The organism is Cryobacterium sp. W22_MBD10_FK3 (genome assembly GCF_052113745.1).
In the GTDB taxonomy this organism is placed as follows: domain Bacteria; phylum Actinomycetota; class Actinomycetes; order Actinomycetales; family Microbacteriaceae; genus Cryobacterium.
On the sequence record NZ_JBGQOH010000020.1, the window covers coordinates 1 to 19,852 of the forward strand.

The following is a 19,852-nucleotide window of genomic DNA, read 5'->3' on the forward strand; positions in this document are numbered from 1 at the left end:
AGTGTGCGCCTGGAATTCTTCATCGAACCTACGACCAACATGTGCGCCGTGCACCTGTTCGACATGGCCGCGAAAAAGGTTCTTGTCGAGCGGGTCACAGCCCCCACTTTCGCCGAAGCCATCGAGGCTTACCCCTGGGATGTGGCGGTCAACGCGCTCGATCTCACCTAAACCACGCAGCGCCACCGGTCGCCGCGGAATGACCCTCGGTGACAATGGTTTGACCGCGACAGCTCTAGATCATGCTGACGAGGTCGCAGGACGGGCAGCGCCAGTAGGGCGCATCGTTAGTGCCGGCGGGCAGCATCGGGACGAGGCAGCGCGCGCAGTTGGGCGGTGCGCCGAGGTCATCCGTGTGCATGACGGCAAGATACCCCGGCCGCGATGGCCTCCGCGACCGCGTCGACGCTCCCTCGTTTCGTATTTAGTTATCGTTATTCGTATTTCGTTATCGTATTGGGTAGTGAGTGATACGATATAGGTATGAGCATTCCCGAGATCACCGACGTGCGTACCTGCGGTTTCCCCGGCTGCGACGAGCCCGTCGACGCCACGCCTGGCGTTGGCCGGCCCGCCGGCTATTGCGTCAACCCTGCCCACAACCGTGCCGCCGCCTGGCGGGCACGCCGCGCCGAGTCCGGACGCGTCGAGCGCCCGGTCGAGGACGACAAGCTCCCCGTCGATGCCGCACGTCAGCGCGCGAGCTTGCTGCAGTCCCAGGTCACCGGGATGGTCGAGCACTTACAGCAGCAGCTCGTCGTCCTCGTCGACGAACTACGCACGATCGCGGATCCCGACGCGGCCGAAGCACAGATCGAGGCCGTCACCTCCGACGCAGCCGAACAGGTCGCGTCCGCAGCCGCGCGCGCTAACCGGGCAGAGACCGCCACACGTAAGGCCGAGGCTGAGCGCGCCGAAGCCGACGCAGCAGCTGAGGAATCCGCCTTCCTGGTCGACGAACTCCGCGACGTCCTCGCGGGGCTCGAGCAGCGCGCCGGGGCGCTGGAGAGCGACCTGGTCGTCGCGGGTGAGGACAACACCCGTGCGGCCGCGGAGATTGCCGCCCTGACGGACCAGGTCGCCATCCTGAGCGTCGAGAACGCGACAACGACCGCACAGCTCACCGAGACCCGGGAGCTCCTCACGGCGGCCACAGCGGCCAAGGACGAGGCCACGGCGGCCTCTCGGGACGCGGCCGCGCAGGCTGACGCTGCGTCAGCGCGTGCCGAGCGTGCCGAAACTGACACAGCGACCACGCGTGACCTGCTCGACCAGGTCCGCGTGGAGCGCGAGAGCGCCCGCGCAGAAGCGCTCGTGCTCACCGGGCGCCTGGCCACGGTCGCCAGCGAACGCGACAGCGCCGCGGCCGAGGCCGCCCGGGAGCGCTCCTACGCCGAACAGCGCGTCACCGACGTGCGGGATGCTCTCGAGCAGCAGCTCACCCAGCTGCGCGCCGACCTGGACCTGGCACGCTCGAGCGAACGCGAGCAACGTACCCGTGCTGACCGCGCCGAGTCACGAGCATCAGGCCCGCAGCAGAAGTAGATCGGCTTCCCAACTCCCCTGCTCGGGCGGCGGCACGACCTTGTGGTCAAACCAGCGCCCGCTCACGTCAAGTGGCCTCCGAGCTCGCCCCCGTCTTTTAATCAGCTTCCTAGCGGTCGACCTTGGCGGAAGCCTCCGGCGTTCTCTGGAAATGGCTCACCGTTGTTGAACTCAACGGCAAGCCGCTCAAGTTCACGCTCTAAGGCACCCTCGACGAGCGCAGCCATGGACTTGTAGCCGCCCTCGTAGCCGGCCGTTCGAAGCACTGCCGTCTCTGCGCGCTTCTTGAGGGACGTGCGGAGCGCAAATGTGACGGCTTTCTTCTCAACACTTTCAATGGGCTCAACCGCGAGTGCTGCAGTTGCAGGCGCTGTCGCGGGGGAGCTTGGGGCAGGCTCAGCGATCGGCTGTGCCTGCTCTTCTACCGGCGATGTGCGGAGTTCCTCGACCTCGGGCACGAGCGCGAGCGGGCTTGTGCTTCCGGGCCGGCGGCGGATGGGTGCGGTCATGCTGCCACGCCCTCGGCGTTCAGGAAGCGGGATATGTAGGTTCGAGCGACGGCATCGTAGAGGGCGACGGTCTTGCGTCCGTTGCGATCAGTCCAGCCGGAGAGTGACACTGCAGCCGCGTCGGCTTCCGCGAATCGGGACCATTCGGGAATGTAGGCGGGGTTGAGCAGTTCTGAACCATCAGACATCTTGACGACTCCCCCGAGGTTCCATACGAGGTCGCCAAACTGACCGCGAAGACCCTCAATTTGATAGTCGTGCTCGATGGTGGTCTTTCGCCTGGTCACGACGATGCCACCGACGGCGAGTGTCGGGTTGGCAATGTCGATCGCATGCCTCGCGACGAAATCATTCACGCGGATCGCCGCTTCAACGGAGTCGTAGTTAGGATCTGTCGGGATGATGATGGTGTCGGCCGCCGCCATCGACATCTGGACGAGATGTCCGAGATCTGGACGGGTGTCGATGAGAATGACGTCGTAGTCGTCGGTCCACCCCTCGAGAGCCTTCTGGAGGCGCCGGACTGCGCCGACGACACCAGCTTCAGTTTCGCGGTTGATCAGATCAAAACGTGCCGGGAGAACGTCGATTCGCTCGGCCTCAGGTGTGGGACTCCCATCCGGCAGCGCCCATCCACAGGCGACCACGGCCCCCTCCCCCGCCCCAATCTGGTCAGCCTTGATCACCTCGGACATCGTAAGGATGGGCGCTTTTGCGTCCCATTCGATACCGAGGCGTCGGGTGGCGTTCGCTTGTGGGTCCATGTCTACGACGAGGACGTTCTTGCCAGCTCGAGCTAGCGCGGCGGCGAGCTGTACAGTCAGCTCGGTCTTCGCCACGCCGCCCTTGTTGTTGGATATGACTGCCGCATGGGCCACGATTGGTTTGCCTTTCGCCAGAAAGCTGTAAACACAAGGCTTGTTTGTCTTTACAGCGTTAATTGTCTTTCAATCATTTCACAACTATTGCCAAAAGCAATAATACCTTGGAATACAAGGAATACAACACTTGTTTGTATTGCAAGTATTGCAGACCGGGGCGCTGATGATTCCCGGGAGACACCGAGGAAGCGTGGTTCTCCTGCAGGGGAGTGTGAGGGGGGTCGCCCCTCACCGGCTGGCCCCGGGTGGGGCCAACCGGTTGCTCGTGGTTACCAGTTGTTGAGCATGCTGACGACGGTGGGGAATGGGGCGAGGCTCTCGAGGAGGGTGTCGATGGTGCCGTCGTCGGGTCGGTGGGTGAGTGTCTTCTGGATCCGGGCGATTTGCTGATCGGTGAGGCCGATGGTTTCGCCGTCGGGGGTGACGCTGACGGCGATGGCGGTGCCGAAGAGCACGGCGGGGGCGCCGAGGTGGTGGGCGAGGATCGTGGCGGGGAGGTTCAGGGGTGATCCGTTGATGAGTCCTTCGTCGTCGACGAAGAGGTCGATGTTGTCGGCGAGGCCGACGACATCGAACATGGAGCATCCGATCGCCCGGCACATATCGGCCCCGATGCTCTCGGCGGCCGGGGTGAGGGTGGTGATGGTGCCGGTGGGGTGGATTTGGATGCTGCGGATGGTGCTGGTCATGGAGTTCTCTTTCCTGGTGGGGGAGTAGCCGCGGGGTTTCCGGGCTTTTGGGCAGTGGTTGTGTTGTCGTCCACCGTTTTTCTGCCCTTGGTGGCAAGAGAATCGATTGAGAGCGGGAGTGCCGCAGCATCCGCAGTCTCGGGCGAAATAAGGGAGCGTGCGACCGCGTCCGAGAGTGTGGTGCGTAGGCGCGGGAGCGAACTACGATGACCGGGTCACCAAGGGAAGAAAAGAGAGTTTCTGAAGGGTCGGGCCGGCGTAGCCGGCTCCGTGTGGGGCCGGCCGTGGCCGGGTTCGCCTGGTGGGGGAGTGTGAGGGGGCGCCGTCCCCCTCGCGGCCGACCTCCTGAGGGTCGGCCCGGCGGTCAGGTGGTGGCGGTTGAGCTGGCGGTTACGTCGTCTTGGTCGCCTTCCCAGAAGTGGCCTAGTCCGGCGTCGACCATGCTGCGGATCACCGCGGCCGCGTTGATGCCGTGTGCAGCTCGGTCGGGAAACGACAGGGTGACGGTGATGCTCTGGGTGGGGGCAGCCTGGTCGACGTCGCCGTGCTGCGCGTCGGTGGCGTATTGGTACGTCCACGCGATGGCAACGGCGCCGGTCGGGCCGTCGCCTGCGGGAGTGGTGGTGGCGCGGTGTTCGTCCTGGCCGGGGTGGGGTGCTCTGCTGCAGCTCCACTGGATCCCGAGCAAGTCGACGGTCGTTGTTCCGCACGTGGCCCCGGTGGGGCTGAGGTCGGCGGCGGGTGCGTCCTGGTCGACCTGGTGCGCCTCGAGCGTGGCGGGGCGTTGGTAGGTGATGATCATTACCGGATCTCCTGTGGTCCCTGTGTCGGGACCGTTCTCGAGGGTGGGTGCCGGGCGGGGCCGGCTGCAGTTGGTGGGGGAGTGTGAGGGGGAGACCCCCTCACGGCCGGCCCTGGGTGGGCCGGCCGCTGGGGTGGGTTTACTCGGGCCGCATGAGCTGCTGAATCTCGGCGTAGGGGGCGGTGTCGGTCCAGGTGTAGCCGGTGGTGACGCTGACTGTTTTGAGGTTGGCGCGCACGACTTCGCGCCACTGGCCGCGGATCTTCACCCGGTCGCCCTTCTGGACGGTGGACCGGTCGTAACCGGTGGCCGTGCCGGTGGCGACGTGGGCGGCGCGGACGGCTTCCCAATAGGCGATCTGGTCGCGCTTCTCGTCGATGTGGGGGGCGAGGCGTGTTGCTCGGGCCTGGATCTGCTCGGCGGTGGCGTCGATGTAGCCGCGGGTGTCGTCGTAGCACTGCGCGGATATGCGGCGTTCGAGCTTGCGGAGCTCAGCGCTCAACGTCTCGATGCGGTTGGCCACGGTGACCGGGTTGTAACGGGCGTCGGTGGTGTGGGTGGCCGCGTCGGCGCGGGCCTGGGCGGTGGTGGCCTCTGCGCTGGCTTCGACTGATCTGCGCATGGCGGTATCTGCTTTGGCGATCGCGTTGCGGTGGCGGCCTTCGGAATGGTGGCCAACCTTGATCGGCTCGCCTCCCTCGGGCAGCCGGTCCAACGCTCTGCAGGCCTTGTCGTAGGCGGCATCTTCCGCGCTGGTCTTGCGCTCTGCTTTCGCGGCCAGGGCGTCGACCCGGTCCGCCTGGCGCTCGATCTTTCCGGCCTCGACGTCGGCGGTCGTGCGGTGGCTGCTGTCGATTTCGGTTGTGACCTCGAACCCGGCGGCTTCAAGTGCCGTCTTTGTGCGGGTGATGGTGTGCAGTTTGGGCAGGCAGTCGCGGGATTGGGGGACGAACCAGGCGCTGATGCTGCGGCCCCAGCGCCATCCGGTGGACTTGAGGATCTCGGCGGTGCCGTCGCCTCGGCTGGTGCCGTCGATCATGGTTCCGGCTTCGTGGGTGTGGGTGATGGTGAGCATGAGTTCTTTTCCCTCTGGTCTAGGCGAAGCTGTCGGCGTAGCGGCTGGCGGTGCAGGTTTCGCCTGGCTGAGTGTCTGCGGCACCTTCGGACCGGCACCCGCTGCAGGCGCACCCGGCGGCGTAGCGCTCCCGGGGGTAGGTGTTCTCGTACGGGTAATCGGTCTCAGCCATCGGTTCTCTTCCTCTTGAACAACTGTTTTTTTGCCCTATCTGGCAAGAGAAATCGATAGCGACCGGGAGTGCCGAAGTGCCCGGATTGTCGGGCGAAATAAGCCCGCAGGGCGCGTCCGAGAATCCGGGCACGCAGGCACGGGAGGAAGCTACGGTGAAACGCCAGATAGGACAAAAAGCCCACCGGGCAGCGCCGCGAAGCGGCTCCAATTCGCTTGTGGACGGCAGCGCCGTCACGGGGTCAGATTGATTCCACTCCGAGAAGGACCCCGGCCGCGCAGCGGCTCACCTGGGGTAGGAGTGCGGCGGCCGCGCCGCTGTTCCTCCACGTTCCGCCAGGGACGTGCGCCTGGTCACCGCAGACACCGGCCATAGGCGCTGGCAGGTGTGGCCGTTAAATCACGTCCGTGCCATGCCGCCGGCGCCACAAGTGGGGTGGGCCCGGCGTGACAGTGGGGGGACCATCACACCGGGTTGGAGCCGAGAATACTCCTGGCCGATCTCCCTCGATCGTTGGGTTCTGTCGCCGGATCCAGGTTGCGCGCGACGGCCCAAAACAGAGCGGCGTGCCCACATCGGAGGTCGAGTTAGTGCGCTCTGACTGACGGCGATTCGGCCAGGAGCTGCTCGAGCTCGTCGTCACGGGTGGCGCTGGCGCTGATGAGGGCGGGCATGAACCGGGTGATCGCGTCGAACCCGGCCGCCTGGGTGGCGTACACGCCCAGCGAGACCAGGTGGGTGGTGCCGTTGGACATGCTCAGCTCCACGCACGGGTAGTGCTCTTCCGGGGTGATGCCCATCCGGACGGCGTCGGCGAAGGTATTGCTGTCCAGCTGCTCCTGGATGGTGACGACCTGGTCGAGGTTGATCCACACATCGTCGGCGCCGATCGCGGGCCGGGACCGGTCGTGTTCGTAGGTGGTCACGGCAAGTTTGATGAAACACATAAGGGCGTCCTTTCGATGAAGTGGGATCCCTGAACGCTAAAACCGGCCGGCGCCGAGCCGGCGACTGGTTTGTGGTCCTGTGGAGAACGTGCTCGCCTGGGGGAGTGTGAGGGGGCGGGCGGCCCCCTCACCCGCGGCCGTCCCGGTCACGGGGCGGCCGCGGACCCTCACTTACCGGGCCGGTAGGGCTTGCAGCGCGATTTCTAGGGCGCGGTCGTAGCTCATCCCGCCGGGGCGGATGGTGCCTTTCCGGAACCGCAGCTCTTTGGGTGTCCGCAGCGTGCCCCGGTAGTTCTCCGGAGCGTCCTGCAGGGGCCCGTAGGACGGGTTTAGGAGGGCCCACTGGGTGAAGGGGTGGCCGGCGTGCAGGACCTTGTCAACGAACACCGGGGTCGGGTTCTTGCACAACGCCCAGAACCTCGCCGCTTCACGCCGCCCGGTGAGGCGTTCCCCGATCGGGCTGACCGTCAAACCGGGAGCGGGCATCCGCCGGGTGGTCGTGTAGTGCACGTACGGGCGAAGCTTCGAGTCGTCCCGAGCGGGCAGTCCGCCTAGCGCTTCGGCGGCTTCCCGGGCGGCTTTGGCCTGGGCGCGGGCGGCCACGGTGTCCTGGCCGTGCTCGAGGGTCCAGGCTTTGGCCTCGAGGGCGCAGCACACGAGGTTCCAGTCGTGGCTGTAGAACTCGACCATCCGTTCCCGCTCCCGGGCACTCTTCCAGGTGGGTTTGTTGTACCGGGTGAAGAACGCGTTCGCGGCTTTCCGGTCGGCTGCAATGTCATCACTGCTTCGCACAGGCCCGGTGACAACGACGTGGGACAGATACATGAGACTCTCCGCTCAACTGATTTTTTTGCCTGTCTGGCAAGAGAATCGATTGAGAGCGGGAGAGCCGAAGTGCCCGCAGTCTCGGGCGAAATAAGGGAGCCCTCGACCGCGTCCGAGAGTGTGGGCGCGCAGGCGCGAAAGCGAACTACGATGACCGGACAGACAGACAAAAAAGTGCCTGAACCAAAAGACGCGCACGGCGTCCACAGGGCACCGCCCCTCAACTGGGGCTATCTTGCCCATCAGCTCTGTAGGTACAGTGAGCGCGCGAACAGGCCACCCAGCCTTCTCCGGGGCGTCTTCCTTTCCAGATCTGCTTCACCGGCTCAACACAGAGACTCGTAGTAAAGACGCCGAATGTCATCGGCCCCGCTAATCGGGTGGTCCGCGCTTGTCTACGGATTTATCCGGCACCATCGACAACAGTCACCCAGCAGGCGCCGGTCGCATACCAGGCATGGTTAGGAACCAGACATGGGAACTCTCATCTACAACTCGAGAGTTGCCATTAACTTCGATGACACCGTCCTAGCCCATCTCGAGATCGTGATCGGCGCGAAACTCAGACTTCACCAATCTTTCAACCTCACCTGCCCCTACCCCACTGACACCGCCGACAGCCGAACCACCATCTGGCTGCACCCCAGCATTCCACTGCAATTCCTCTATACCCAGGGCACCGAACCCACCGTGGATAAAGCCTGGATCGATGAACTATTCATCCAAGCAAGCTCCACTAACGGCCTCACCCTCAACGCCACCAGAACCTGAGCCAGCCCGGCCCACACGCTCACCTAAGCGACATCGCCCAGGTACAGCCAACGACTTTCCGGATTCAGGTTGCCGGCCGCAACGAGCTCCAGCGCACTGCGGTGATCAGCCAGGTTGTTGCTGGCCCGCGGATACCGCGGCCACACCCGTTCCCCGGCATTACTTGCTTCGAACAGAGGCCGGCTGGACACGTGGGGACGCTTAGGCCGCTTCCCCGGGTGGGTGTTCATGGTGGTCACTTCCGCTTGCCACCACGCCCAGACCTCTCTCTCCACCCGATACCGCTCCGCTCGAGCGACCAGCGTTCCGGCCACGTTCAGGATCTTCGCGGCCTGGTCCCGGAGGTCTTGTTTGGATCTGGCCCACCCGTCGCGGTGGCCCACGAGGAGCTTGTGTCGACGGAGCCGGCCCAGGATCGTCGCGGTGTGCCGGGCAGTGACGCCCAGGAGACGAGCAGCCGTGTCGACCGTGAGGGAGGGGTGTTGCTTCAGGAGGGCGTAGAGCTTGCCGGCGAGGTGGCCCAGGCCGCGGCGGGTGAACAGGTCGTGGCGTTGGTCAGTGAGTTGTGCCTCGAGCTGGGCCACGAGAGCAGCGCGAGTGTTAAAAAGCTCGGCAGTAGTACGACTGACGGGAAGCGGGTCGGCGGCAGGGGGGCGGGGGTTATGTAGTGGTTGTGACCGGACTGTACGAAGGGTTGTGGAAAACGTGGAGACTAGCCGCCATTCCGCCGCGTTCCCCTCGTCGCTGGCCGTGACCCGTTCGACGTAGCCGGCCTCCGCGAGGGCTGTCAGCGCGGTGGCTGCGGTGGTTCGTCCCAGGCCTGCCATGGGGCCCAGGTCTCGGATCGCGGCGGCGACAACGCGTTTGCCGGTCTGCAAGGTCAGGTACGCCAGGGCGGAGAGAATCGACTGCTGGTTCGACGTGGCCTCGGTCGCGCCCCACCGGCCGGGATTGACCCGGAACCGCTCCAGCAGGTCCGACACCTCAGCGACGATGGCGGTCAGCTCCGTGAGGTCCTCCGGGGCCTTCTCCGCCGGCAGCGGGCGCTGCAAGGCCGCGTACTGCACGGCCTTGTCCCACTGGCGCTCCAGGCGGGTACGGGCCTCACCGGCTGAGCGGGGATGGCGGCCGCCACGGCCGGTGTTCTTCGTCCGGTAATGCTCCATCCCCGGCGCGGACTTGACCGCGTGCTCCACATCCAGGAAGCTCCAGCCCGCATTCGCGGCCGACAGCAGGCACATGAACCCGGTCCAGGACGGATCACGGCCACCGTCGATGGTGGCCATGTGCGCCGCCCCCGCAGCACTCAAGGAGCGGTGACCGGTGTGGTGGATGTTCACGGGTCCAGACGGGCGGCTCTCCTGGGCGCGGAGAGCAGGCTTGCGTTCCTCGAGCAGCCCAGCCAGGGCGACCAGGTCAGCCCTCGTCGTCGACGGGGCCGCGAGAGCGGCCACAGAACCGCGGAGCACGCTCGAGGAACTGCCGTCCCGGTGCGGGGAACCCGGGGGACGGGCGGCACCGGTGACGGTGTTCAACAGCATGCCGAAGTCCAACTGGCTGTAGGTGACCTGCGCGGCCCGAGCCACCGGGGCCACATCAGCCTTGACGGCACCGTCCTGCAGGGCCAACCACAGGTGCCGGCCACCAGTTCCGGAGGACTGGCAGACCACGTGTGCGATCGACAACTCATCCAGCGTGCGAGAGAGCGCATCGCACTGATCGACAGCCCGCTCCATCAACTCGGCATCCACAACGCCCTGGATCTTGCCGTCAAAGTCGAAGCAGAGAAACCGGAACACACCCGCGTCATCGGCCAGGTTCATCGCCCACGGCGTCGACGGTTCAACCGGGCCCACCCGGTGAATCGAGGGGTAATTGTTCTCATCGATACGCCCATACGCGTCGCGTTTCATGACCCGGACCTGGTCGCGGGGACTAATCCGGCGCGTCAAATCCCACGCTGTCCACTGCTCTGCGGACACGCCGGACACCTTTATGGGTGCATTCTGCGTGAAATCAGCTATGCTCTGTGGCATAGAGAAACCTCCCGTGAGGGCTGGTGATCTGGATTAGCTCGAACCTCGGGCCGGCAAGCACAGAGGGTTTGAGCTACGAAACTTGTAGAAGCCCGTCGCGGAAGCGGCGGGCTTTTTCGTTTAAGCGGCTGGGATAAGCAGCTCCTCGTTTGGGTTAGGGATGAGGTCGAGGACGGGCAGCTGGCCCTTGTCCGCGAGAGTTAGGCGAAGTAGTGCTTCCAGGTAGATACCGGTGGAGACACCACTTGCGGCTGCGGCTTGATTCACTTCCGCGCGGATCGCGGGGTCGACTCGTGTCTGGAACAACACCGTGGGGGTGTGGTCGCGACGAATCCGGCTTCCCTTTGCAACTGCCATGGAAACGATCTTTGCGTTAAACCCATTCAAGAGTGTGCGCCACGCGGGAGCTGCACGATTAAGGCTCTGATTGCCCGAGAAACTTACCCAAAGCAACGTAAAGCTCTGTGATGCGTTCGGGAACAGCTGTGTAACGGACCCACTGACCACTCCTGGCCTCGCTGCGTGGAGGCGATGACTCGATAAGCCCTGCTGTCTCAAGCGCTGACAGGTGGTTCGAGGCTGTTGGGGGAGCAATCCCGAGTGCCGTTGCAATGTCGGCGCGAGTGCAGGGACCGTTCTCGCGAACATGTCTAAGGATCGCCACCCGCGCTCGGTTCCCAAATGCGTCGATCGCTGCCTCCACGAGTTCATCATGAGGGGGACGCACATAGCGAGGCATTGTGCCATTCTGCCCGACCTCCCCACTCTCCATCGTTGACCAGGTCAACCCTAATCATTATATGGTTAGCTTATGGAAAATGGGAGCACGGCAGGAACCGGCCGACCTAGCGCGACAACGCCACCCCTAGCCCAGGACGAATTCGAGGACCTGGCCGAAGTCGCGGGTGACGAGATCTCGTCGCGCGGTGAAGATGGTCCCGGCGGGGCGGCGGAGGACGTCGTCGGGGGCGTCGTCCTCGACGTAGCCCATCGACCGAAGATCGATCAGTGCGGCGTGGACGGCGGGGCGGCTCATGGTGTCGCCGATCGCGTCGAACAACTCGTTGAAGCTCAGAGGCTTGGGGAGCAGCACGCGGAGGACAAGGATCCGGGAAGGTGCGGAAAACAGCTCTTGAAACAGGGCCACCCGGTCAGGGGCATGTTTCATCAGATTGTCGTCGCGCGCCATGCGCTCAATTCTGGCGTGGATCCGCGCATTTTTACCCGCAACACGACTCTTCTGCGGTTAATGCAAACGCATCTAATTACGTTGACAAATTAACGAGCGCGCCAATGTCGGTAGTGACACATAGGGTTTCAAAACGACCCCGCGTGTGCAACCAGGCGCAAGTTTCCTTTGGTTCAGGAGATTTATGCTGGCACTCAGGCGAGGCACACCCCCCGTTCAGGTGGCATTTAGGGGCGAAAAAGTAGAGACTAGTCAGGGCCTTTGGGGGGCGTCCTATATCCCTCTGATGCTTAGCAAGAGTTCGAGAGGAGATACCGCCCATGAGTGACACCAGTCACCGCAGCACCCGTGATGTCTTCGGCGCGGCTGACCGCGCCGGAGATTACGTCGAGGACGACACGGCCCACATACCCCCGCCGGCGCCCCGCCGTCGAGCAGAAACGGCCGACGATAGTCCCGCGCACCCCTCCGCTGGGGTCGGAGCAGACCCCGTCATGCCGCCGACGCCTGCGGAAACCGCAGTTGAGGCGCCGACCACGGTGAGCCTGGCTAGCACCTCGGTGTTGTTTGGCGGGTCGGCGGCCGCTCTGGTCGCCGGGGCGCGAACGGCGAACCCAGCCAAGGCCACCACGGGGTTCCGTGGAGCCTTGGCGAGTCTGGGATTGCCGGTCGGACCCAGCGCCGCAGAACTGGGGGAGCGGCGCCTGCAGGAACAACGCATGGCGCATGAGACCACCGTGCGCCAAGCAACGTGGACCCGCGCCGTCTCGGTGCTGGTGAACAACCCGAAGGGCGGCACCGGTAAAACTCCGACCGCGTTGCTGCTCGGGGGAGTACTCGCCGCGATCCGCGGCGGCTCCGTCGCGATCTTGGAAGTCTCCGATGACCCCGGCGCGCTGAACTTCCGCGCTGAGGGCAACCCTCAACTCGGCTTGGGGGAACTGGTCCGCGACGTCGATCAAGTGGGCACCGTCGGACGCCTCGCCGGCTACACCGCCCCGCAAACCTCGTTTGCCTCCGTGATCGGATCCACCGGCCGCCGCGAACGCCTCACCGGCGAATCCGTCGTGGCCGTGTCCAACGTCATCGATGAGTTCTACGCCATTCGCGTCATGGACTCCGGCAACGTCCCCACCTCCTCCGCATTCCAGGGTGCAGTGTCCGTGGCAGACGTCCTCGTGATCCCCGTCATGAACGCTGGCGACTCAGTCCTGGAAGCGATCCAGCTACTCGAGGAACTCCGTGCAGCCGGCGGCGACTCTGCAGGGCTGGCCAACCGGGCGATCGCGATTCGCCTCACCGACGGGCGCCCCGAGAACGACGCCGTCCGCCAGGAAGTCGAACGGCTCCTCAACCAAGCCGGCGTCACCGCCCTGCACGACATCCCCTACGACGCGCACATCGCCGAGCGCGGACAACTCACCCTCGCCCAGCTCCAGCCCGCGACCAGGGACGCATTCGTGGCCGCAGCCGCGAGCGTGGTCCGGGCGCTGCAATCCGCGGTCTCCACCGCTCCCACACAGAACCGGAAGGCCTAACCACATGCACGACCTCATGCTCCGCGCGGCGATCGACAATCCCCTCGACGGGATCCTGCCCGACTTCTCCTTCGGCGGAGCCGAGTTCACCGCCCTCTGGCAAAAACTCATCGCCGCCCTCTGGGCCATCGGGATCCTCGTCTCCATCGGGTTCCTGATCTTCGGCATCGTGGCCATGGCTGGAGCCTCCGGCGACACCAACCCCAACCCGCAAGCCCACGCACAAGGCCGCCGGAAAGCCGTCTGGGCCGGCATCGCCCTCGCCGCCCTCGCCGGCCTGGCGATCATCGTCGGCGCCGTCCTCTCATTCGCCGGCTAACCACACCACCCAAGGAGACCCACCATGCGAATGGTTACAGCATCCGGTCGCAGCCGGTGGCCTCTCGTCATCGGCGGCGGCATCCTGGTCCTCGCCATCGGCGGAGGCATCGCCTACACAGCAACCCGCCCCGCAGCAGAGCCCCTCACAACACCCACCTCGAGCACACCGACACCGACGGCGACCGCGACCGGTAGCGCATCGGGGAGCGAAGACAACGGGGACGACGTTGCACCCACGGGCTGCCTCGGCGGCCAGGACCGCACCGCCAACATGGTCCTCACCGCCCAAGCAGAAGCCAAACACAGCACCTACGGAGCCGTAGAAGTCGCCACAGCGTTCTATCGATTCGTGTGGCAGTCTCCCTACCCTGACTCTGCTGACGCGAGCACTGTCAGCGACGCCATCATGTCTGTGGATACGCCGGATTCCTATAGAGATCTTGCTGGTACATATTCATCCACTGATGACCTCACCAACGGTGAGGTCGAGCTGGGCGCACCCTTCCACCTATCCACCACGAACGGACTATGGCTGGTGGGAGAGAGTTCGACAGCCGATCGCGTGACGGTAAATATCGCCGCTGGATACGTCGTTAATGGCGAGTTGAGCCCGACCAAGGTCACAGCCCAAGCCTTCGTCATGGTCTGGGAAGACGGCGCATGGCATGTCGCCGACGGCGAGCAGCCTGACGCCCAGAAGCTCACCGCTGGTGGCAATCGCTACACGGGCGGTTGCTAGTGGCGGCGGGAGACGGCTGCACCAACATCGCAACGTGCGCATGGAACGGAGCAACGGGCGGAATAAGGGACGCCGTCAACGGGGCCAACAACGCCGTGAATACGGCTGCAGGAGTGGCGAACTTCTGGTCGGATCCAGCGGGGAACTCGTTCAAGATGATGCAGAACGGGGCCAAGGGACTGGCTGATAACGTGCTGCCAGCCCTGACGCACGCGACCCTTCCGGATCTGACTGCAGATTGGTTCCTGCAGGCGTACCGGGTGTCGTTCGCCCTGGCGATCTTCGTGTTTGTCGCGTTGCTGATTCCGCAGATTGTGCGCACCGCGCGCGGGCATCAGTCCGGCCGTGAGCTGGGGGAGTCACTGACGTTGTATGGGCCCGCGTTCATTCTCGGCGCCATGTTCGGGCCCGCGCTGGGGGCGTTTCTGGTGACGTTCTTCGGGGCCTTGTCAGATTCGCTGATCTCGTGGGGCGTTACAAATAATGCTCAGACGATCGTGGACAAGTTCTCCGTGATGCTCTCGGAGGAGAACAGCGACGGCCTGGCCGGCGGTGCCGTGTTGGGCGTCATCCTGATGTTCTTCATGATCATCGGTTTACTGATCGTGTTGCTCATGCTGATCGTGCAGCTCATCACTCTCTACTTCTCCGGGGTGTTGTTCCCGCTGGGGTTCGTGTGGATCGTGGACCCGCAGAAGCGAAAGTTCGGGTCCAAGATCGCGTACCTGTGGTTCGGGATCCTGGCCTCGCACCCGCTGCTCTTCTTCCTGCTCGCGATCGCGTACAGCATGATGTCTGCGCAGGTCGATGTGTTCGCCGGCTCGCCCACGCTTGCCAAGACGGTGACGTTGGTGGTGTCGATCCTGGCGTTGTTCATGGCGGGGTTGGCCCCCCTCGCGTTGACGAAGTTCGCCCCGGTCATCCCGACCGGGGGTGGCGGTGCGGCGGTTGCGGGTCCGACGATCGGGTCCCCGTCGATGCAGCAGGCCGATGCGAAGTACGGCGACAGCAGTCCCAGCAGTTCAACGAGCAGCCGGAGCGCTGACAGTTCGTCGGCCTCCGACGAGTCGGACAGCACCCCGGTCACCACCGGCGGTGCTGGCAGCACGGGTGGTGGTGGTTCGGCTGCGGCCCAAGGCGACACGGCGACGTCGTCGATCTCTGAGGCGGCCTCGCGGGGCGGCACGAGTGGCGGGGCGAGCGCGGGTGCAGCTGCAGGAGCCGGCACCACGGTCGGTGCGGGCACGGCGGCTGCCGGTGGAAGCGCTGCAGCGGCTGAGACCGGGCTGACCGCAGCGGGTGTCGCGGAGTCCGCGACCGGTGTCGGCGCAGCAATCGGGATTCCCACGATGATCGCCGCCGGCGCCAAGGCCGGGTTCGATACGACGAAGAAGGTCACCGATTCGGTCACGGATGCGGCGGTCGCCCCGGTGGAGGACCACGAGCAGCACTATGGAAAGGACTCCACCCATGAGTAACCCGGAGCCATACGTCCGGTACTTGGGCGGTGAGACCGGGCACCGCGGGTTCTTCGGCGGCACCGCGTCCAAAACCCGGGTGTTCTTGCTGGCCGTGTTCATCGGCGGCGGCATGGTCGGCATGGTCATGGGATTGGGCCTGCCGGCCCTGATCGTGGCCGTGACCGGGGTGGGCATCACGATGCTCACGACCGCACGCACGCACCGGGGCACCGTGCTCGAACGCCGCCGGAAACGCGCCCGCGCCCGGGCCCGCCGCCGGCTGGGAACGGACGAATTCGTGCCCTACGAAGTCGGGGCGTGGGACCAGCTGCAGGAAGCCATCAATCAGGGAAGCAAAGAGGAGATGCGGGCCGCGGAGCGCGCCATGGTGAAGATGCGGGCGAACCCGGATGGTTCCGACGGAATGGGCTGGCTGCAGTACGCCTCGAACATGCCCGGCATCGCCTGGCATGCCCCGATCGGTGAGCAACCGTACCTGTCGGTGGCGTTTTCGGTATCGGGTCAGCTGCGCGGGATGGAGACCGCGGCCGCGCTGACCCGGGCAGCCAACGCCTGGGGCAAGTTCCTGGCCCGCCGGGCGGCGCCGTCGTCGTTGATCCGCGACGTGCAAACCCTCACCCGGGTGTTACCTCCGGACTCCGCCAGGCAGCAGCTCTGGGTGAAGACCCGCCTGGAGAGCGTGCACGAGGACTGGACGGCCGCGCAGCGGGACTCGTTTGAGGCGCAGAAACTCTCCTACGACGAAGTGATCCGCAAATCCAGTGCAGACGCGATGGTGCAACGCCACTACGTCGTGGTGTCCTGGCCGTTGGATCAACAGTTCACCGATGCTGCGGCGAAGTTCGGCCTTGGCCGCGACGCCTGGCGGGTGCTGATGGCCGATCAAATCCGTGCCACCGAACGAGGCCTGGACGACGCGAAGATGGGCGACGTCCGCGCCCTGACGGCGAAGCAGACCACCGCGCTGATGCTGCACCAACAGAACCCACACCTGCCCATTGACCTCACCCGCACCGTCGACCCTCTCCGTGCCGGGTTGCGCTCACACGATGAGTTCTCCGCACACGTGGTCGAAGACGTCGACCCGACGTCGCTGATCATGGGGGAGGACGGGCCGGTTTCGCCTCCGGTGACCTGGTGGCATCGGACGGCGGCGATCCACGGTGAGAACCTCGCCGTGGCCGGCCGCAGCCCGCTCTGGTGTCTGGATCTGCTCATCGGCCGAGAACTCACCTTCGTCCGCTCCGTGTCCTTCCACCTGCATTTGGTCCCTGCCGGTCAAGCCAAAGCGAAAGCTAGAGCAGACGTCGTCCGGGACCTTGCCGGGGTCATGGCCGACCAGCAGAAGGGCCGCCTGGTCTCCGACGACTCGACCACGAGGATGTCGGCCGCGCAGCGCCGCTCCGCAGACCTGGCCGCCGGATCGCACCATCATGGTGTCGATTGGATCGGGTTCATCACCATCTCCGCGCCCACCCGCGACGACCTCGCCCAAGCCTCCCGCCAGCTCGAGGAAGCCTGCGCCACAGGCCTGGGCATCGAACGGCTGGACTGGCAGGACTCGTTCCAGTCCGCCGCGTCCGGCACAACCTGGCCCATCGGCCGGGGCCTTCGCCCCGCAGCGCCCACGATGGCCTCCCGGGCCATCAACCGTCTTGCCGGCCGCACCGAGAAGGAAGCACTCTCATGACCACCAACCCGGCCACACCGCCCACCACCACGACGAGCGCCGCCGGTGGTGGCGCTCACTCTGCCGGGTCGAGGAAGCCCTGGTACGGGTCCGTGCCGGGCCTGAAAATCTTCATGTCGCCCACCGCGACGATCCCGCCCGTCCTAACCGGTGAAGAGGACGCTGCCGCATCCGATTCGGCTGGGCCCACGGCCCGGCCGGCGGACGTGCCACCGTTTTCCCGGCCCGGGTCCGTGCTCCGCGCCTCCTCAGGCGCGGCGGCGCGAGGGTGGTACGCACCCAAGCTGGCCGGGGCGCCCACAACGACCCGGCAGGCCGAGATCCTGAACACCGGCATAATCGGGGCCCCGACCGGGATCGAGGGCGTCGTCAACGGCACCGACAATCTGTCTTCGACGATGATCAGCCATGACGCCCCGACCGCGTACAACGCGTCCCCTCGAAAGTTGACGTCGCCGAATGTGCTCATCATCGGCACCGTCGGGTCGGGAAAGTCCTCGTTCACCAAGACGGTGATGGTGATGCGGCCGCTACTGCTGCGAAACCATCGCGCAGTGGTCTTTGACAAGAAGGACGAAGGCGGCGAAGGCGAATACGCGGCCCTGACCCGGCGGATGGGCACCGAGCCGCTCCGGTTCGATCCGGACGGTACGGGGACCAGGTTCAACCTCATGGACCCCCTCATCGCGCAGGGCACCGGGCTGCAGGGGCAGATGCTGCTCATCAACGCGGTCGCCCGCATCGCCCGCGACGACACCGCCGCGACCGAGTGGGAAGAAAAAGCCACCCGGCACGCACTGCAGCTGCTCTTCGAGCGCTTCCAAGACACCCGCCGGGCCGCGACGACGACGGACCTGATGCCGTACCTAGGCATGGTCCCCACCGACCAGGGGCTGTCACCGGAGGCGTCCGAACGGTTTCACCAGGCAGGTTTGTCGATCCGGTTCGGCCTGCAGAACCTCCTGGAAACCTACGCCGGCGTCTTCGACGGCGAAACCAGCCAGCATGTGGATCTCTCCCACAAGCTGACCACGTTCGACATTTCGCAGCTGCCCGACTCGGGGCCGGCGATTCCGACGGTGATGGCGATCGGGAACATGTGGCTGATGGGCCGGCTCCGCCAGGAGCGCGGGTTCATCACCAACGTGATCTACGAAGAGGGCTGGCACATGATCGGCGGCCCCTCCGCCCAGCTCGTCAAATCCAACCAGAAACTCTCCCGATCCCTCGGCATCTCCAACGTCTTCGTCATGCACAAAGGCACCGACATCCCCGTCGACAGCCCCGGCTACACCGTCGTGCAGGAAGCACAGACGGTCTACGCGTTCCGGCAGGACCGCCCCGAAGACGCCCGGTGGGCGCAGGAGACGTTCAACTTCGCACCTGACACCACCGCCACGCTGATGGGGCTGAACCCGGGCAATTGCGTGTTCAAGTACGGGTCGAACCCGGAAACCCATATCCGTCACATTCGTTCGGACTGGGAGATCGAAGTCACCAACACCGACTCCGCCATGGCCGCCGGCAACACCCCCACCTGACCAGCGCATGCAGAAAGGTATCTGGGGGACCGGGGCAGTACTGGTACTGGTGGTCATCTTCACCGGGCTGCTGCTGATCACCGGCGGCGGCCCTGGCACCAACGCGTGCGCGGCGGTCGCCGCGAACCCGAAAGACGCCGCCGAACGCGGCGCGGTCGCCGGCTACCAAGGTGACCAGCTCGTGAACGCGGCCCTGATCATGAACGCCGGCGCGACCTTGGGTGTCAACGTGAGCGGGCAGACCATCGGTGTGATGACGGCGATGGGCGAATCGACGCTGCGCAACATCGAATACGGCGACCTAGCCGGTCCCGACTCCCGCGGCCTGTTCCAGCAACGCGACACCTGGGGCACCCTCGCTCAGCGGATGGACCCCACCCAGGCGGCATCGTTCTTCTTCCAGCGCCTGCTGCGGGTGCCGAACTGGGAAGCCATGACGACCACCCAGGCGGCGCACGCCGTGCAGATCAACGCCGACCCCAACCACTACACGAAGTACTATGACGGCGCCCGAGCCGTCGTCACCGCGCTCACCACCGGAGACGCGGCCTGCGCGGCCGGCGTCGACAGCGACGCCCGCACCCTCGCAGCCGGCCTGGTGGCCAAGATCGACTCCGGCAACATCACCGGCCTGTCACCGGATCACCTCCGCGAGATCCGCTGGATCGCCAACGGCGAAACCAAAGAGAACTGCGGCATCGATACCCGGATCCTGCAGGTCATCACCATCGCCACGAACACCTTCGACAGCGTCGGGATCTCCGACATCAACCGGGCCTGCACCGGCCAGATCCTCGGCTCCGGCCTCACGTCGCCGCACTCGGCGAACGGGGGCGGCCACGCCGTCGACTTCTACTCGTTCGATCGGATGCCCACCACCGGCGCCGACGCCAACGCGTTGAAGCTGCTCAAAGCGCTCAGCCCGGTGATGCCGGACGGGTCCGGAACCGGCCAGTCCCAGTGCCGCGCCGACGCCGGCGTGACCCTGGACCTGTCAATGACGCAGTTCAGCGACTACTGCAACCACGTCCACATCGCCGTCGACCCGTACAGCACCGACCCCCTGAAACTCGGCACCTGATGCCACGCACCACAACGCCT

General features: G+C 65.4%; 21 protein-coding genes. 9 read left to right on the forward strand and 12 right to left on the reverse strand.

Annotation, left to right across the window (positions count from 1 at the left end):
* Positions 1 to 483: 483 nt before the first annotated feature.
* Positions 484 to 1,545 carry a hypothetical protein gene (locus ACEN2M_RS15270; protein ID WP_441649000.1) on the forward strand — a complete coding sequence of 354 codons (1,062 nt, stop codon included), beginning with the start codon at positions 484 to 486 and terminating at the stop codon, positions 1,543 to 1,545.
* 101 nt (positions 1,546 to 1,646) lie between these two features.
* Here ACEN2M_RS15270 and ACEN2M_RS15275 read toward each other — a convergent pair whose 3' ends face one another.
* The 8 genes from ACEN2M_RS15275 to ACEN2M_RS15310 form a co-directional block, all read right to left on the reverse strand.
* Complete coding sequence (locus ACEN2M_RS15275) at positions 1,647 to 2,054, reverse strand: hypothetical protein (RefSeq protein ID WP_441649001.1); 408 nt, start codon at positions 2,052 to 2,054, stop codon at positions 1,647 to 1,649.
* Positions 2,051 to 2,932: a ParA family protein gene (locus ACEN2M_RS15280; protein WP_441649002.1), complete on the reverse strand. Its 882-nt coding sequence runs from the start codon at positions 2,930 to 2,932 to the stop codon at positions 2,051 to 2,053. The genes ACEN2M_RS15275 and ACEN2M_RS15280 overlap by 4 nt, the downstream gene beginning before the upstream one ends.
* A gap of 272 nt (positions 2,933 to 3,204) precedes the next feature.
* Complete coding sequence (locus ACEN2M_RS15285; protein WP_441649003.1) at positions 3,205 to 3,624, reverse strand: DUF3846 domain-containing protein; 420 nt, start codon at positions 3,622 to 3,624, stop codon at positions 3,205 to 3,207.
* Positions 3,625 to 3,988: 364 nt separating this feature from the next.
* Positions 3,989 to 4,426 (reverse strand): hypothetical protein, encoded by a 438-nt coding sequence (locus ACEN2M_RS15290; protein WP_441649004.1) that lies wholly within the window; start codon positions 4,424 to 4,426, stop codon positions 3,989 to 3,991.
* Positions 4,427 to 4,565: 139 nt separating this feature from the next.
* A complete protein-coding gene (locus tag ACEN2M_RS15295) occupies positions 4,566 to 5,501 on the reverse strand; it encodes a DUF3560 domain-containing protein (protein WP_441649005.1) in 936 nt (311 codons plus the stop codon).
* A 19-nt stretch (positions 5,502 to 5,520) separates the two neighbouring features.
* Entirely contained in the window at positions 5,521 to 5,673 is a 153-nt protein-coding gene (locus ACEN2M_RS15300) for a hypothetical protein (RefSeq protein WP_441649006.1), read from the reverse strand.
* 587 nt (positions 5,674 to 6,260) lie between these two features.
* Entirely contained in the window at positions 6,261 to 6,620 is a 360-nt protein-coding gene (locus ACEN2M_RS15305) for a hypothetical protein (RefSeq protein WP_441649007.1), read from the reverse strand.
* A gap of 171 nt (positions 6,621 to 6,791) precedes the next feature.
* Positions 6,792 to 7,445 (reverse strand): hypothetical protein, encoded by a 654-nt coding sequence (locus ACEN2M_RS15310; RefSeq protein WP_441649008.1) that lies wholly within the window; start codon positions 7,443 to 7,445, stop codon positions 6,792 to 6,794.
* Positions 7,446 to 7,919: 474 nt separating this feature from the next.
* Here ACEN2M_RS15310 and ACEN2M_RS15315 point away from each other — a divergent pair, with 474 nt between their 5' ends.
* Complete coding sequence (locus ACEN2M_RS15315; RefSeq protein WP_441649009.1) at positions 7,920 to 8,216, forward strand: DUF7882 family protein; 297 nt, start codon at positions 7,920 to 7,922, stop codon at positions 8,214 to 8,216.
* A gap of 23 nt (positions 8,217 to 8,239) precedes the next feature.
* On the opposite strand, the gene ACEN2M_RS15320 is transcribed toward ACEN2M_RS15315, so the two are convergent.
* The 4 genes from ACEN2M_RS15320 to ACEN2M_RS15335 all read right to left on the reverse strand — a co-directional run bounded on the left by ACEN2M_RS15320 (position 8,240) and on the right by ACEN2M_RS15335 (position 11,441).
* Positions 8,240 to 10,129 (reverse strand): helix-turn-helix domain-containing protein, encoded by a 1,890-nt coding sequence (locus tag ACEN2M_RS15320; RefSeq protein WP_441649010.1) that lies wholly within the window; start codon positions 10,127 to 10,129, stop codon positions 8,240 to 8,242.
* A gap of 243 nt (positions 10,130 to 10,372) precedes the next feature.
* A complete protein-coding gene (locus tag ACEN2M_RS15325) occupies positions 10,373 to 10,609 on the reverse strand; it encodes a hypothetical protein (RefSeq protein WP_134642583.1) in 237 nt (78 codons plus the stop codon).
* A 58-nt stretch (positions 10,610 to 10,667) separates the two neighbouring features.
* Positions 10,668 to 11,024 carry an ArsR/SmtB family transcription factor gene (locus tag ACEN2M_RS15330; RefSeq protein WP_441649052.1) on the reverse strand — a complete coding sequence of 119 codons (357 nt, stop codon included), beginning with the start codon at positions 11,022 to 11,024 and terminating at the stop codon, positions 10,668 to 10,670.
* A 93-nt stretch (positions 11,025 to 11,117) separates the two neighbouring features.
* Positions 11,118 to 11,441, reverse strand: coding sequence for a hypothetical protein (locus tag ACEN2M_RS15335; protein WP_441649011.1), 324 nt, complete (start codon positions 11,439 to 11,441; stop codon positions 11,118 to 11,120).
* A 719-nt stretch (positions 11,442 to 12,160) separates the two neighbouring features.
* On the opposite strand from ACEN2M_RS15335, the gene ACEN2M_RS15340 reads away from it, so the two are divergent.
* The 7 genes from ACEN2M_RS15340 to ACEN2M_RS15370 are packed head-to-tail and all read left to right on the forward strand — an operon-like array spanning position 12,161 to position 19,832.
* Positions 12,161 to 12,979 (forward strand): MinD/ParA family ATP-binding protein, encoded by an 819-nt coding sequence (locus tag ACEN2M_RS15340; RefSeq protein ID WP_441649012.1) that lies wholly within the window; start codon positions 12,161 to 12,163, stop codon positions 12,977 to 12,979.
* Positions 12,980 to 12,983: 4 nt separating this feature from the next.
* Positions 12,984 to 13,298 (forward strand): hypothetical protein, encoded by a 315-nt coding sequence (locus tag ACEN2M_RS15345; protein WP_236900939.1) that lies wholly within the window; start codon positions 12,984 to 12,986, stop codon positions 13,296 to 13,298.
* A 30-nt stretch (positions 13,299 to 13,328) separates the two neighbouring features.
* Entirely contained in the window at positions 13,329 to 14,039 is a 711-nt protein-coding gene (locus ACEN2M_RS15350; protein ID WP_441649013.1) for a hypothetical protein, read from the forward strand.
* The gene (locus tag ACEN2M_RS15355) at positions 14,039 to 15,517 is read left to right on the forward strand and encodes a hypothetical protein (protein WP_441649014.1); all 1,479 of its coding nucleotides are present in this window, start codon (positions 14,039 to 14,041) and stop codon (positions 15,515 to 15,517) included. The genes ACEN2M_RS15350 and ACEN2M_RS15355 overlap by 1 nt, the downstream gene beginning before the upstream one ends.
* Positions 15,510 to 17,210, forward strand: a complete 1,701-nt coding sequence (locus ACEN2M_RS15360) for an SCO6880 family protein (RefSeq protein ID WP_441649015.1) — start codon at positions 15,510 to 15,512, stop codon at positions 17,208 to 17,210. Before ACEN2M_RS15355 ends, ACEN2M_RS15360 begins: the two co-directional genes overlap by 8 nt.
* Entirely contained in the window at positions 17,207 to 18,751 is a 1,545-nt protein-coding gene (locus tag ACEN2M_RS15365) for an ATP/GTP-binding protein (protein WP_441649016.1), read from the forward strand. Before ACEN2M_RS15360 ends, ACEN2M_RS15365 begins: the two co-directional genes overlap by 4 nt.
* A 7-nt stretch (positions 18,752 to 18,758) precedes the next feature.
* Positions 18,759 to 19,832: a hypothetical protein gene (locus ACEN2M_RS15370; protein WP_441649017.1), complete on the forward strand. Its 1,074-nt coding sequence runs from the start codon at positions 18,759 to 18,761 to the stop codon at positions 19,830 to 19,832.
* Positions 19,833 to 19,852 lie beyond the last annotated feature (20 nt).